Origin of the sequence: Pseudomonas sp. BIGb0558 (genome assembly GCF_024807515.1) — a bacterium.
Classification (GTDB): domain Bacteria; phylum Pseudomonadota; class Gammaproteobacteria; order Pseudomonadales; family Pseudomonadaceae; genus Aquipseudomonas; species Aquipseudomonas yamanorum_A.
Genome location: NZ_JANUEW010000015.1, coordinates 97261 through 110822 on the forward strand (window position 1 = coordinate 97261; position 13562 = coordinate 110822).

Annotated in this window: 12 protein-coding genes and 1 pseudogene; 9 read left to right on the forward strand and 4 right to left on the reverse strand. The window is 60.8% G+C overall.

Translation table 11 applies throughout. The features are described from left to right. Positions 1-216 precede the first annotated feature (216 nt). The gene (locus tag M2400_RS19065; RefSeq protein WP_259197433.1) at positions 217-1374 is read left to right on the forward strand and encodes a GGDEF domain-containing protein; all 1158 of its coding nucleotides are present in this window, start codon (positions 217-219) and stop codon (positions 1372-1374) included. 15 nt (positions 1375-1389) lie between these two features. Here M2400_RS19065 and M2400_RS19070 read toward each other — a convergent pair whose 3' ends face one another. Continuing rightward, complete coding sequence (locus M2400_RS19070) at positions 1390-1863, reverse strand: VOC family protein (RefSeq protein WP_177120996.1); 474 nt, start codon at positions 1861-1863, stop codon at positions 1390-1392. Between the two features lie 105 nt (positions 1864-1968). Between M2400_RS19070 and M2400_RS19075 the strand changes: the two genes are divergently transcribed. Continuing rightward, a complete protein-coding gene (locus M2400_RS19075) occupies positions 1969-2946 on the forward strand; it encodes an alpha/beta hydrolase (RefSeq protein ID WP_259197434.1) in 978 nt (325 codons plus the stop codon). Between the two features lie 292 nt (positions 2947-3238). Continuing rightward, positions 3239-4087, forward strand: a pseudogene (dapA, locus tag M2400_RS19080) (4-hydroxy-tetrahydrodipicolinate synthase); the annotation flags it as partial. A 184-nt stretch (positions 4088-4271) separates the two neighbouring features. Here dapA and M2400_RS19085 read toward each other — a convergent pair. After that, positions 4272-4958: a GntR family transcriptional regulator gene (locus tag M2400_RS19085; protein WP_259227777.1), complete on the reverse strand. Its 687-nt coding sequence runs from the start codon at positions 4956-4958 to the stop codon at positions 4272-4274. A 2-nt stretch (positions 4959-4960) separates the two neighbouring features. Further along, positions 4961-6760: an allophanate hydrolase gene (atzF, locus tag M2400_RS19090; protein WP_259201350.1), complete on the reverse strand. Its 1800-nt coding sequence runs from the start codon at positions 6758-6760 to the stop codon at positions 4961-4963. Between the two features lie 264 nt (positions 6761-7024). Between atzF and M2400_RS19095 the strand changes: the two genes are divergently transcribed. The 4 genes from M2400_RS19095 to M2400_RS19110 all read left to right on the forward strand — a co-directional run bounded on the left by M2400_RS19095 (position 7025) and on the right by M2400_RS19110 (position 11550). Continuing rightward, positions 7025-8401, forward strand: coding sequence for a cystathionine beta-synthase (locus tag M2400_RS19095; RefSeq protein WP_177046700.1), 1377 nt, complete (start codon positions 7025-7027; stop codon positions 8399-8401). Next, positions 8398-9564: a cystathionine gamma-synthase gene (locus M2400_RS19100; RefSeq protein ID WP_259201351.1), complete on the forward strand. Its 1167-nt coding sequence runs from the start codon at positions 8398-8400 to the stop codon at positions 9562-9564. The genes M2400_RS19095 and M2400_RS19100 overlap by 4 nt, the downstream gene beginning before the upstream one ends. Before the next feature lie 302 nt (positions 9565-9866). After that, positions 9867-10814 (forward strand): hypothetical protein, encoded by a 948-nt coding sequence (locus tag M2400_RS19105; RefSeq protein WP_259201352.1) that lies wholly within the window; start codon positions 9867-9869, stop codon positions 10812-10814. Between the two features lie 91 nt (positions 10815-10905). Beyond that, positions 10906-11550 (forward strand): hypothetical protein, encoded by a 645-nt coding sequence (locus M2400_RS19110; RefSeq protein WP_259201356.1) that lies wholly within the window; start codon positions 10906-10908, stop codon positions 11548-11550. 175 nt (positions 11551-11725) lie between these two features. Here M2400_RS19110 and M2400_RS19120 read toward each other — a convergent pair whose 3' ends face one another. Beyond that, complete coding sequence (locus tag M2400_RS19120) at positions 11726-12043, reverse strand: DUF2834 domain-containing protein (RefSeq protein ID WP_259201353.1); 318 nt, start codon at positions 12041-12043, stop codon at positions 11726-11728. A 116-nt stretch (positions 12044-12159) separates the two neighbouring features. Here M2400_RS19120 and M2400_RS19125 point away from each other — a divergent pair, with 116 nt between their 5' ends. Beyond that, complete coding sequence (locus M2400_RS19125; protein ID WP_259201354.1) at positions 12160-12963, forward strand: helix-turn-helix domain-containing protein; 804 nt, start codon at positions 12160-12162, stop codon at positions 12961-12963. Between the two features lie 124 nt (positions 12964-13087). After that, positions 13088-13507: a hypothetical protein gene (locus M2400_RS19130; protein ID WP_256348384.1), complete on the forward strand. Its 420-nt coding sequence runs from the start codon at positions 13088-13090 to the stop codon at positions 13505-13507. The last annotated feature ends 55 nt before the right edge of the window (positions 13508-13562 follow it).

The following is a 13562-nucleotide window of genomic DNA, read 5'->3' on the forward strand; positions in this document are numbered from 1 at the left end:
AATAGCGTTGAAACTCCTCTTGCGCGGCATCAGGTTTGCCATTCATGGCTAACACAAAGGCATACGCAAGAGGGTGCTGTGTGTAGCTGTAGAAGCCTAATCCACCTGTCGACAGATGCCGCATTCATGGGGATATGGGCCTGCCGAACACTGCGAAAACCGGCCTAAACGCATACAATCGCGTTCTCACCGCAATTCAGGCAGGCCAGTCCGTCCATGGCGCTCGACCCCATTACCATTCTGGTCCTCACTATCGCCCTCGCCGGCGCCGCCGCGCTGTACCTGGCGGTCGAGTGGCGCAATGTCCGCGAGCCTTCGCTGCTGTACTGGACTGCCGGTTTCGCCATCATCAGCGTGGGCAGCACCCTGGCCTTGCTGCGGGCCAGCGGGCTGGTATTGATCGGCATCTGGTTTGCCAACGGGTTGCTGGTCACTGCCCACTGGCTGTTCCTGCTGGGCGTCGCGCGTTTCACCCAGGTACGCCTGTCTCGCGCCTGGTACCTGATCTTCGTGGCCTGGTTTGCGATGCTGCTGTTGCCGGAAGGCCAGTTGTGGTCCAAAACCATGCTGCTGACCAACTCGCTGCTGGTGGCGGTGCCGACCCTGCGGGCCAGTTTCCTGCTGCGCCCCCACGGCCGGTCGCTGAGTGTTGGCGCGGTGCAATTGCGTTATGTGCTGCTGGCCCACGGGGTGTTCTATCTGGCCAAGGCGTTGTCAGCGGTTGTGCCTGGTACGTTGATCGACCTGACGGCGTTTCGTGGCGAGATCATTCAGGTGTCGCTGGTGGAAGGCGCGATGGCGATCATGCTGATTGCACTGTCGATGACCGGCACCGAGCGTTACCGGCGCGAGGAGCAGATTGCACGCCTGGCCGCCCGGGATCCATTGACCGCCCTGTACAACCGCCGCGCCCTGGAACTGCGGGCGCCGGGCCTCTTGAACGAGGTCTCACCCGCCCGGCCAGGCGCCTTGCTGCTGATCGATATCGACAATTTCAAACTGGTCAACGACCTGTACGGCCATACCGCAGGCGACCGCCTGCTGGTGGCGTTGAGCGAGATGATTCGCGCGCAGGTGCCCGAGGGTGCGTTGGGGGCGAGGTTGGGCGGCGACGAGTTCGTGATCCTGCTTAAAAACACCTCGAACGAGCGAATCATCGAGCTGGGCGCCGCGCTGCGTGAGCAGTTTTACCAAGCCGCCTCACAGGCATTCATCACACCCGCAGCGGTCACCCTGAGCATCGGCGCCAGCCTGTTCGACACGCCGCCCGCCAGCCTGGCTGCGCTGATCGAGCAAGGCGATGCGGCGCTGTATGAGTCCAAGCGTGGCGGGCGTAACAGTATTCGCCTGGTTGACCGGACAGTGACCGATTGATTGCACCGGCCACTTTCACTGCGTCGCTTCAATCACAGCAATATCAATTTTGGTCATCCCCATCATCGCGTCAAAGGCCCGCTTGGCCGCTGCCCGGTCCGGATTGGTGATCGCCGTCGTCAGCACGCGCGGGGTGATCTGCCACCGCACGCCCCATTTGTCCTGGCACCAGCCGCAGACGTTTCCCTCGCCGCCATGACTGATGATCGCGTGCCAGAGGCGGTCGGTTTCCGCCTGGTCGTCGGTGGCCACCTGGAACGAGAAGGCCTCGTTGTGTTGCACGCCGGAGCCGCCGTTCAGGCCGAGGCACGGGATGCCCATAACCGTGAATTCCACCGTCAGCACGTCGCCCTGCTTGCCCGCCGGATAATCCCCGGGCGCGTGATGCACCGCCGTCACGGCGCTGTCGGGGAAGGTCTTGGCGTAGAAGTTCGCAGCGTCCAGTGCAGTGCCGTCGTACCAAACACAAATCGTGTTTTTGCTCATCATGACGATTCCCCTGATGGGAGGTTGGACTTGCAGTGTAGTACCGGTACCGACAAGAATGCGCTCGCGTCTCGACCCCCTCCCGCTTTAACCCCGACGGTGCAGATAATGAGTAACGGTGTAAGGATCGACCCGCGAACGCTCCCGGTTCCACAGTCCATCAGCCCCGAGGCCCAGGCGACTTTGCAACGCCTGGTGAACGCCGATGGCGTGCCGGTGAACAGCCTGTACGCCATGCCCGCCGCCGACGACCACGAAGGCTGGCGCCGCATGCAAGCCGCGGTTGCCCAGCAGTACGCAGCGGCTCAGGTGGGTCAGGCGGCCAACCTGCGTGCCCGCGTCGAGACCATCACCGTGGAAGACGCCACCGTGTACCGGGCGACGCCCACCGATGGCGCCGAGTTCGCCTATATCGACCTGCACGGCGGCGCCCTGGTATTTGGCGGCGACGAAAACGCGCGCCTTGCTGCCGGCAAACACGCCGACCTGCACGGCATGACCTGCTACGGCGTGGACTACCGCATGCCACCGGACCATCCGTACCCGGCGGCACTGGATGACTGCATGGCCACCTACCGCCACGTGCTCACGCTCCACACCCCGGACAAGATCGTGATCGGCGGGCGCTCGGCCGGCGGCAACCTCGCCGCCGCCCTGGCGCTGCGCGCCCGCGACGAAGGCTTGCCACTGCCGGCCGCGCTGGTGTTGCTGTCGCCGGAAATGGACCTGACCGAGTCGGGCGACAGCTTCCAGGTCAACCGCACTGTCGACCTGGTGCTGCCCAACCCGCTGATGAGCGTCAACCTGCTGTACGCCGCCGGCGCGGATCTGTCTCACCCGTACCTGTCGCCCCTGTTCGGGGATTTCGCGCAGGGTTTCCCGCCAACGTTGGTGCAAAGCGGTACCCGGGACCTGTTCCTGTCCAACGCCGTGCGCCTGCACCGTGCGCTGCGACGGGCCGAGGTGCCGGTGGAGCTGCACATTTTTGAAGCCATGCCCCACGGCGGCTTCATGGGCGCCCCGGAAGATGCCGAGCTGTCGGCAGAAGTAGTGCGTTTTGTGCGCCACTGGCTGAAACGCGACTGATATCGGTGAGTTGACACACCCTGTAATAATCCATAAAGATGAGCGTCTTCTTCAGGGTGTGTCCTCAATGTCTGCAACGACCTTCAACTTTTCCGTCATTGGCTTGATTGCCAAGGCGCAAGGTTGCGTTGCGCACGCCCTCAAATCGAAGAAACAGTCGCTCATGTGACCGGGGCGCGCTGTCCCGTCAGATGAGCTGACAGGACATTGAGCGCGAAGGCCCCCTCCTCTTGCTTACCTCCCTCTGCCCTTCTGACGGTGACTCAATCGGTCAACCATCAGGAGAAAGCGCATGTCATCGTTTCAAGGTATCTGGGTTCCCGTCGTGACACCGTTCCATAACGGCGCCATCGACTTCATCGGCCTGCGCCGCCTGGTCTGCCATCTGCTGGAAAAGGGCGTGGCCGGAATCATGGTCTGCACCACCACCGGCGAGGCCGCGGCACTGAGCCGCCATGAGCAACTGGCGATGCTGGATGCCGTGCTGGAGCTGGTGCCACCGCAGCAGGTGGTGATGGGCCTGGCGGGGTATAACCAGATCGAGCTGCTGCAGTTCCAGGCCGAGATCCTAAAGCGCCCGGTGGCCGGTTTGCTGGTGCCGCCGCCGAGCTATATCCGCCCGTCCCAGGCCGGCCTTGAGGCGTTCTTCCGCACCGTGGCCGATGCGTCCAGTGTGCCGATTATCCTGTATGACATTCCTTATCGCACCGGGATTGCCTTCGAACAGGCGACGCTGCTGAACATCGTCGCCCATGAGCGGATCGTCGCGATCAAGGATTGCGGCGGCAACCTGGCCAATACCCTGGCGCTATTGGCCAGCGGGAATGTGGATGTGCTGTGTGGTGAGGATGTGCAGATATTCAATGCACTGTGCCTGGGGGCGACGGGGGCGATTGCCGCGTCGGCGCATGTGCGGACCGAGGCGTTTGTGAGGCTGCATCGGCAGGTTCGGGATAACCGCCTGGACGAGGCGCGCGAGACGTTTTTCGGGTTACTGCCGTTGATTCACACGATGTTCGTAGAACCCAACCCCGCGCCGGTGAAGGCCGCGTTGGCGATGGAGGGTTTGATCGGCAGTGAGTTGCGCGCGCCGATGCTGGCGGCGAGTGAGACGGTGGTGAATCAATTGCAGCAAGTCTTGGCCACGCTCGAATCACCTGTGGCGAGGGAGCTTGCTCCCGCTGGGGTGCGAAGCGCCCCCAAAACCGGACACCCTATTTTATCTGCCGAAAAGAGGTGTCTGGATGGGGCTGCTGCGCAGCCCAGCGGGAGCAAGCTCCCTCGCCACAGGGATTGGGGCCAGCCAATTTTTCAGTGTGAAGGGCTTATCCCCTTGCCACCGCCAACCGATGCAATGTGATCTTGCGCACCTCCTGCTTGCTCACCTCAATATGGGTCTTGAGCAGTTGCTGCGCCTGATCGCTTTGCCGTTGCAGGATCGCCGCGAGGATCAACCCGTGCTCCTCATACGTCGCTGCAATACGTGACTGCTGGGTGAAATCCAGCCGCCGAATGATGCGGATTTTCTCGGTAATCTCGTAGTGCATCCGCGCCATTTCAGCGTTGCCGGTGGCCTGCACCAGCCCGCAGTGAAACGCCTCGTCCAGTGCCGAGACGACCTGGGCGTCATCCAGCCGCGCACTTTTGTCCACCCGCCAAATCGCCTCAAGCCCTTCAAGCCCCTGTTCCGCCATGCCACACAAGCGGCTGACGGCCGCCAGCTCCAGCACGATCCGAACGTCGTACAGTTCCTCGAAATAGTTGAAGTCGAACGGCCGCACCTGCCAGCCACTCCGGAAGAACACCTCCAGGTACCCTTCCCGCTCCAGCCGGTAAAGCGCCTGGCGCACCGGCGTGCGGCTGGCCTGCATACGCTCGGCCACCTCGCCTTCGCTGAAGCGATCCCCCGGCAGCAGGCGAAAGCCGAAGATGTCGTCCTTCAACTGCTGGTACACCCGCTCCGCCAGGCTGTCCGGCCGTTCGCCGGACTTTCTCGTGGTTGAAAGCTGCATGGCTACGCCCTGCTTGCCATGTAAGCGCGCCAGCCGCCGAACTCGGTGATGTCGGTGGCACCTGCCAGGGCCCAGGGCTCGCAGATAAAACCCTTCACGCTGCGCCCGTCCGCCAGGGTCAGGTTGCCAATGCCCAGCGGCGCCGGGATCTCGGCGACGAACTCGCCAAAGCGGGCCATGGGCATGTCCCACAGCTCAACGATGATCGAACGGCCCGAGTCATCCTTGACCAGCCCGGGCTTGGGCGGCACCGTGCCCGGCAACGCATGCAGGCGGTAGTGGCTGGCGGTGAGGGTTTGCTCGACCAATACGGCATTGCGGCTGGTCAGTTGGAAATTCAGCGGCATCCCGGTGAGGTGTGCGCCCACCACTGCCACCCGCACGCTGCCGGGCGCCTGTCGTGCAACGGCTGGTGGCGGCAGAGCGCGTTCGGTGGCGCCCAACGGCAGGTCGAGGCCAGCCTGCCAACGCTTGCCCAGATGCGCCAACGCCGCATCGTGCCAGGCCGGTGCGACCAGGGTGATGCCGCATGGCAGGCCATCGCTGCGCAGCCCGGCGGGAACGGCCAGCGCCGAAAGGTCCGCGAGGTTGGTGAAGTTGGTGTAGAAGCCAAACTGCGAGTTGTAGAGCACCGGCTCCACGGCCATTTCCGCCAGGGTGCGAATCGTCGGCGAGGTCGGCACCAGCAAGGCGTCGAAACCGACGAGGGTGTCGTTGATACGCCGGCTCAGTTCGGCCCGCAGGTATTCGGCTTTATAGGCATCGCAGGCGCTGTATTTGAGGCCGTTCTCGACAATGCCGCGCACCACCGGGTTGATCGCGGGGGGGTTGCTGGCGAGCATGCCTTCCAGCGCGACCGTGCGTTCCGCCACCCAGGAGCCGTAATACAGCTGCTCGGCGAGTTGCTGGAACGGGCTGAAGTCCACCGGAGTGATTTCGGCGCCCAGGGACTTGAACCTGAGCAGCGCCTGTTCAAACACCGCCTGGTTCTGCACGTCGCCAAAAAACTCCAGGCTGGCCGGTACCGCCAGTTTGATCGTGGCACCTGCCGCCACCGGCGCGGTGTTGGGGTTAACACGGGAATACGCGTCACTGGGGTCGTAAGCGGCGGCCACGCCTGCCACCTGCTCGGCATCTTCAACCGTCAGGGCAAACACCGAAATACAGTCCACGGTGCGGCACGCCGGCACCAACCCGGTATTGGACAGCCGGCCCTTGGTCGGTTTGAGCCCCACGATATTGTTGAAGCCCGCCGGCACCCGTCCGGAACCGGCGGTGTCGGTGCCCAGGGAAAACGCCACCAGGCCACGGGCAACCACCGAAGCCGAGCCCGAGCTGGAACCGCCGCTGACATATTCCGGGTTGAAGCTGTTGCCAACCGCGCCATAGGGCGAACGAGTGCCGACCAGGCCTGTGGCGAACTGATCGAGGTTGGTCTTGCCCATCAGGATCGCCCCGGCTGCCCGCAACCGGGCTACCACCGAGGCGTCCGCCGCCGCGGTATACGCGAACTCAGGGCACGCAGCGGTGGTTTCCCAGCCCGCCGCATCGATGTTGTCCTTGATGGCAAACGGCACGCCATACAGCGCCAGCTTGTCGATATCGCCGTCGACCGCCGCCAGCCGCTCGGCCAGTTGCGCCAACTGGGCATTCAACTGCTGGGGTTGTACCCGGCTGATCCAGGCGTTGTCCTCGGCGGGAAACGTATCCGCCAGGGTCAACAGGATGTCGGGGGTCAGTGCCCGGCTGCGGTAGGCAGCCTGCCATTCACCAAGGGTCCAGCCGAGTTGTTCGTTGCGCATTGGGGATTCCATCTTGTATCCAAGTTTGGATTTCTTTTAGCAAGCGTTGGGCCAATCGGCTGCAAACCAATGAATACGTGGCCGCGATCGAAATCCATCGGCTTGGCAGCCTTCGGCTGTGCTCCGTGATGAAGCAGCGATGCGCCAAAAAAAGACATTCAGGCGGCCGCCCGGTTGCGAGCGGCTCGATACCGGCCTATGTTCGAAACCATGCTTTCGAAACTGCTGTCCATCCCATACGCCCTTCCGTAGCCAGGTGACGACATGCCCACCGCTTCCCGCCCCGCCGTGCTCGAACTGATCGGCAACACCCCGCTGGTTCGGGTCAGCCGCTTCGATACCGGCCCCTGCACGCTGTTCCTCAAGCTTGAGTCCCAGAACCCCGGCGGCTCCATCAAGGACCGCATCGGCCTGGCCATGATCGACGCCGCCGAACGCGACGGCCGCCTGCGTCCCGGCGGCACCATCATCGAAGCCACCGCCGGCAATACCGGCCTCGGCCTGGCCCTGGTGGGCCGCGCCAAGGGTTACCGGGTGGTGCTGGTGGTGCCCGACAAGATGTCCACCGAGAAAGTCTTGCACCTCAAAGCCATGGGCGCGGAGGTGCACATCACCCGCTCCGATGTCGGCAAGGGCCACCCCGAGTATTACCAGGACGTGGCCGCCCGGCTGGCCAAGGACATTCCCGATTCCTTCTTCGCCGACCAGTTCAACAACCCCGCCAACCCGCTCGCCCACGAGACCAGCACCGCGCCGGAAATCTGGGCCCAGACCCAGCATGACCTGGACGCCATCGTGGTCGGCGTCGGCTCGGCCGGTACCCTCACCGGCCTGACCCGTTTCTTCAAACGCGTGCAACCCGACCTGGCCATGGTGCTGGCCGACCCGGTGGGTTCGGTGATGGCGGAATACAGCCGCAGCGGCACTATGACGGAGCCCGGCTCGTGGGCGGTGGAGGGCATCGGTGAAGATTTCATCCCCTCGATCGCCGACCTCTCCAGCGTGCGCCACGCCTATTCCATCAGCGACGAAGAAAGCTTCGACCACGCCCGCCAACTGCTGCGGGCCGAAGGCATTCTCGGCGGCTCCTCCACCGGCACCCTGCTCGCCGCCGCCCTGCGTTACTGCCGCGAACAGACCGAGCCCAAGCGCGTGGTGACCTTCGTTTGCGACACCGGCACGCGCTACCTGTCGAAGGTCTACAACGACCAATGGATGAACGACGCCGGCCTGCTGCAATACAAACACTACGGCGACCTGCGGGACCTGATCGCCCGCCGGTTCGAGGATGGCCGGGTGATCAGCGTCGGCCCCGACGACAGCCTGCTCACCGCCTTCCAGCGCATGCGCCTGGCGGACGTCTCGCAACTGCCCGTGCTGGTGGACGGCCAGCAACTGGTGGGCGTGCTCGACGAATCGGATGTGCTGCTTGGCCTGCATCACAACGCCGCGCACTTTTCCATGACCGTGGCCAGCGCCATGACCAACGCCCTTCACACCCTTGCGCCCAGCGCCAGCCTTGCGCAACTGCAGGCCGAACTGGATCGCGGACTGGTGGCAATCATTGCCGACGCCTCGGGCTTTCACGGCCTGATCACCCGCGTCGACCTGCTCAATCACTTACGGAGATCCCTTGCATGACCCAGCACGATAAAAGCGCCTTCGCCACCCGCGTGATCCATGCCGGGCAATCCCCAGACCCGACTACCGGCGCGCTGATGCCGCCGATCTACGCCAACTCCACCTATTTGCAAGACAGCCCCGGCGTGCACAAAGGCTTCGACTACGGGCGCTCCCACAACCCGACGCGCTTTGCCCTGGAACGCTGCGTGGCCGACCTTGAAGGCGGCACTCAGGCTTTCGCGTTTGCCTCCGGGCTGGCGGCGATTTCCACCGTGCTGGAACTGCTCGACGCCGGCGCCCACGTGGTCTCCGGCAACGACCTGTACGGTGGCACCTTTCGCCTGTTCGACAAAGTGCGCCAACGCAGCGCCGGGCATCGCTTCAGCTTCGTCGACCTGACCGACCTGTCGGCCTTCGAAGCTGCGTTGCAGGACGACACCCGGATGGTCTGGGTCGAAACCCCGAGCAACCCACTGCTGAGCCTGACCGACCTCGCCGCCATCGCCCGCGTATGCAAGGCCCGGGGCATCATTTGCGTGGCCGACAATACCTTCGCCAGCCCCTGGATCCAGCGCCCGCTGGAGCTGGGTTTCGACATCGTGGTGCACTCCACCACCAAGTACCTCAACGGCCACTCCGATGTGATCGGCGGCATTGCGGTGGTGGGCCAGAATCCTGAACTGGCCGAGCGCCTGGGCTTCCTGCAAAACTCAGTGGGCGCGATTGCCGGGCCGTTCGACGCCTTCCTGACCCTGCGCGGGGTGAAGACCCTGGCGCTGCGCATGGAACGCCATTGCAGCAACGCACTGGAACTGGCGACGTGGCTGGAGCAACAGCCGCAAGTGGCGCGGGTTTACTACCCGGGGCTCGCGTCGCACCCGCAACATGAACTGGCGCGCCGACAGATGCGCGGGTTTGGCGGGATGATTTCGGTGGACCTGAAAAGCGACCTGGCAGGAGCGACACGCTTCCTGGAAAACGTGAAGATCTTTGCCCTGGCCGAGAGCCTCGGCGGAGTGGAAAGCCTGATCGAGCACCCGGCAATCATGACCCATGCGAGCATTCCGGCGGCGACCCGGGCGCAGTTGGGGATTGGTGACGGGTTGGTGCGGTTGTCGGTGGGGGTTGAGGATGTGGAGGACCTGCGGGCGGATCTGGCGCAGGCGTTGGCACGGATCTAAACACAACCCGTTAAATGGAACAGATCCACTGTAGGAGCGAGCTTGCTCGCGAAGAACCTGAGGGCGCCGCGTTGAATCAGGATGCGAGCGTCATCGTTGATGGCCTTCGCGAGCAATTCAAATCTGAGCCCTTTGCTTAGAACCCAACAGCATGGCATTATGACATCATCTCATGTTGCAGCTGGAATGCCGCATCTACGCTCATGAGACGCGAAACTTTTCAAGATAGATATTGATCACTGCCTACATCGTTCCCATCTGCTTTCAACCTCAACAAGCATCGTTTCAGTCAAGGAGACACTATGTACTCAGAGGACCTCCGAGTAGGATTTCAAAAGCTAATCGAATCCGGAAATTCCGCAGAGGCGAGAAATTTTCTAATACAAAAATCCAAAGAATATGATGAACGAGCAAAAAACGAGATACACGACACCTTTAAACACGCCTATGAGCAAAAAAGCATCAGGCTTGCGGAGCTCTCTTTAAAGGCCGCCAACATTGCGGAGCATGAAAATGACTTAAAGGAAGCGCTAAAAACCATAGAATCCCTAGATAAAGAAATCCTGAAAAAAACCCAAAAACTTTCTAACTACTTGGTGGAAACTGTCAGCCTCTGCCAGGAATTCATTAAAACTTCAACACCACCCGATCAATACGATGACCTTCTAGCGATTTACGATCTACGCGCAGACGTGCGCACATATGGGTTCAGAATACCCCACCCCAAAAACATATTCGAGTACCTTAAAAGTATAGCAACCGGCAGAACAGCAATCGTCGGCAAGACACTCACTGGCCGCCCAAAGACATATCCAACATTTGAAAGCACTTATCCTGATTCCTGCCCGATGCATAGACTTTTCTATAGTCTGAACGAAGAAATTTACTTCAACATAATCTGGAATAAACTCAGGACGCTGACCAACGATGTGATTCTGGACGCGCCGATTGAAGCCTACAAAAAAGCAGCATTCAAAGCGCAAATTCAAGACAAACAATTACTTTCTGCAAAATACGCAGGCACCCTGATTTTTGAGGTAAGAGATAGCATCGCAAAAAGAAACTCGGAGGAGTTCAATATTGGCCCTGACCTCTATCCTTTGAACATATTCCACGAAGACCTAAAGCACTGCGAAAATAATATTATATTAGAAGCTCCGCCACCTAGAAGAAGCGATATCACTCAAAGCGACATGTTGGCCGGCGACGAATTTTACGTGTCTACAATTACCCTGACACACAGCCTGTAGAATATCCCTGTTGCACTGCGCTACCAAATACCCAGCGCTGACTTAGACTGAACGTCAGCATCCAGACCCACTCCACACAGCACGCTAAATAATGAAAAATGCAGCACTGGCCCTTGTAGGCTTCACCATCACTTTATCTGCAACGCTTTTGATATACATCAACGTCAACATTCCATATGAATACCAACTCACCGGCGCAGTCTTACTTACCCTGGTTAACGTTATAGGTTTGGTCGTTGTTATGTTTCATTATGTCCCGGCAGCGGAGGCAACGAGAACCCATGAATTCCTCCAGCAGCAGTGCAGTGTGACAGTGTGCCATCGAGCCACTCGGAAACTCATTGATAAAAAACTGGGAGAGGGATGCTTAAAGGCACACCCAATCAAAAACAGCACCCACCTGCTTGATCGTTTTTTGGATGGGGAAGCAAAGGGCACATGGGTTTCATGCGGACTGCCGGGAACATACAGTTCCTTCCGTACGGGGTCACACATCTTAAATGGTTGGAACAAGGCTATCGTTTTTGATATTGACCCCACAAAAATTGACACCCCAAAAGGCTGGAAACGAAGTACCGGGAGAAGCCAGCTCATCATCAGGGATGACTTTCAATTTCCCCCAGGCACGAAAATTAGAATCTTTGAAAGGCAATACCTGTTTTCTTGGCTAGAGGTGGACATTCTTATCGTTCCTGGCTTACCCGTAACGCCTGTGCCTATGGCCACGCCAGCTTGAAACCTGGCGCCTCGGATGACGGGGGGCAGTTCCTGCGAATTAGCCGCCCGCTTGAAGAAGCCGGCATCCTCACTGTTGATGAACGCAAGGTGCCTGAGGCGGAAATAGCCTTGATAGCAAGAGATCGCCAACATCTTGATGAACAGTACCAACACGCACAGGGCATAGACTTCCATCATTGGCTCCCTGCGCGATGGCGGAATCCGTTGACCACCAGATACAGCAGCGGCCCCACGGACACAAACACCGCCGTTATCAACCAATAAGGCAACACCGACACCCGGGATTTGCCTCTGGCCCGCGCATCCCGGTACATCCACACGCACGCCATCAGCGCCATCAGGTACAGGTCAATCACCACCTGGGCGGTGTCCGGCCTCGATATCAATTCAAGCCCGAACGCCATGAGCGACTGCTCGGCCATGAGCATTGTGATCACGGTGTACAGGGTAAACGCCAACAACCCGACAAGGGCGATCCAGGGTCTGTGCATGTTCTCCTCCTTGGAGACAACGGTTCGGGAAGCTGCACATTAGTGATAACGTCCGTCCCTTCTCAATGACCTCACAGGTCATCGACATCACCGACCCGCACGGCCAGAGTCAGCCCATGAGCAGCCCACCTTTCCCCCGCGAAAACCCCGACACGCCCGCCGGCGCGCAACTGCGCGTGCTGCGTCGGCAGGCCAGATTGAGTCAGCTGGAACTGGCGCTGATCACCGGGGTTTCCCAGCGCCACTTGAGCTGCATCGAGACCGGCCGCGCCAAGCCCAGCCCGGGCACGTTGCATATTCTGTTGATGGCCCTCGAGGCCCCGCTGGAGCAGTGCAACAACGTATTCCTGGCCGCCGGCTTCGCCCCACGTTATGAGGCCACCCCGCTCACGTCACCGTCGATGGAAGCCATTCGCGAGGCCATCAGCCACGTGCTGCACGCGAACAATCCGGCGCCGGCTATCGTGCTGGGCAGTCACTGGGAAGTGCTCGCCGCCAATGCCAGTAGCCACGTGCTGTTCGATCTGGTGGGGATCAAGCCGGAAGCGGCTGAAGGGCTGAATTTGCTGGTCACCCTGCTGCAGCCTGGCGGGCTGGGTGATCACTTGATCAACGCTGAAGAAATCCGAACCGTCGCCTGGCAACGGGCATCCCGCGAGGCGTTGGGCAATCCGCAACTTGCCAGGATTCTGGACAGCCTGCCGGCGCCGCAGAGCCCCGAGGCATTGACCAATGAGCTGCCGCCGCTGGTGCTGACACGCCTCCACTCCAGGGAAGGTGAGTTGAACTTCATGTCGACCTTCACCACCTTCGGCATGCCGCAGGACATCACCGTGACCTCGTTGCGCATCGAGCATTTGATTCCGGCGGATGCACAGACGTGGCAGGTGATGACCGCGGCGTATGAGCGGTCGAAATAGGCAATGCCTTGCCGGATCCGGCAACCCCTGCCCACTCCCCGCCCCCGGCGGCCCCGCAGCACAAGGCTTGCAGCTTATGGCCTGACTATTGCTGTGCTCCTGTTACCAACCAGGGAGCAACATCATGATCGGAAGCACCAGCCTTATCGCACTGGCCCAGAAGAGCCTGACCCAGTCCATGGAAAACGGCACGCTTCGGGCCGGGAGGATCGAGGTCATCAACGCCACACCAGAGATCAAGGCCAAGCTGGAAGCCAGCTATCAGGAGCAAGTGATCTCGACCGCGCAAACCGTTGCCACCGCCAGAGCCAATCCGTCGTGGGCGACCTTCGACGATAAAAGCAATGCCGTCGAATTGCCTGATGTGCAGTCACTCAGCAAAAGCGACGCCACCCATGTGGCCAACGGTCTTCAGTACCTGCTGGACATCGGGCGCCTGGATGGCAAGACCGTCACCGCGAAAAATGGCGACCAGTCGACAGATAACATCGCCGTATACAAGGACTGGCTGCAGGCGCACATCGGCGTTGATGTGCAAGCCTGAAGGGGCTCACACCATCGGCACGGCAATCAGCAAGATCGCCGTGCCATGGGTCGTT

Bases quoted from the DNA above. Each gene is read 5' to 3' on its own strand.
- M2400_RS19065 (WP_259197433.1), top strand. From the start codon at position 217: ATGGCGCTCGACCCCATTACCATTCTGGTCCTCACTATCGCCCTCGCC.
- M2400_RS19070 (WP_177120996.1), bottom strand. From the start codon at position 1,863: ATGATGAGCAAAAACACGATTTGTGTTTGGTACGACGGCACTGCACTG.
- M2400_RS19075 (WP_259197434.1), top strand. From the start codon at position 1,969: ATGAGTAACGGTGTAAGGATCGACCCGCGAACGCTCCCGGTTCCACAG.
- M2400_RS19085 (WP_259227777.1), bottom strand. From the start codon at position 4,958: ATGCAGCTTTCAACCACGAGAAAGTCCGGCGAACGGCCGGACAGCCTG.
- atzF (WP_259201350.1), bottom strand. From the start codon at position 6,760: ATGCGCAACGAACAACTCGGCTGGACCCTTGGTGAATGGCAGGCTGCC.
- M2400_RS19095 (WP_177046700.1), top strand. From the start codon at position 7,025: ATGCCCACCGCTTCCCGCCCCGCCGTGCTCGAACTGATCGGCAACACC.
- M2400_RS19100 (WP_259201351.1), top strand. From the start codon at position 8,398: ATGACCCAGCACGATAAAAGCGCCTTCGCCACCCGCGTGATCCATGCC.
- M2400_RS19105 (WP_259201352.1), top strand. From the start codon at position 9,867: ATGTACTCAGAGGACCTCCGAGTAGGATTTCAAAAGCTAATCGAATCC.
- M2400_RS19110 (WP_259201356.1), top strand. From the start codon at position 10,906: ATGAAAAATGCAGCACTGGCCCTTGTAGGCTTCACCATCACTTTATCT.
- M2400_RS19120 (WP_259201353.1), bottom strand. From the start codon at position 12,043: ATGCACAGACCCTGGATCGCCCTTGTCGGGTTGTTGGCGTTTACCCTG.
- M2400_RS19125 (WP_259201354.1), top strand. From the start codon at position 12,160: ATGAGCAGCCCACCTTTCCCCCGCGAAAACCCCGACACGCCCGCCGGC.
- M2400_RS19130 (WP_256348384.1), top strand. From the start codon at position 13,088: ATGATCGGAAGCACCAGCCTTATCGCACTGGCCCAGAAGAGCCTGACC.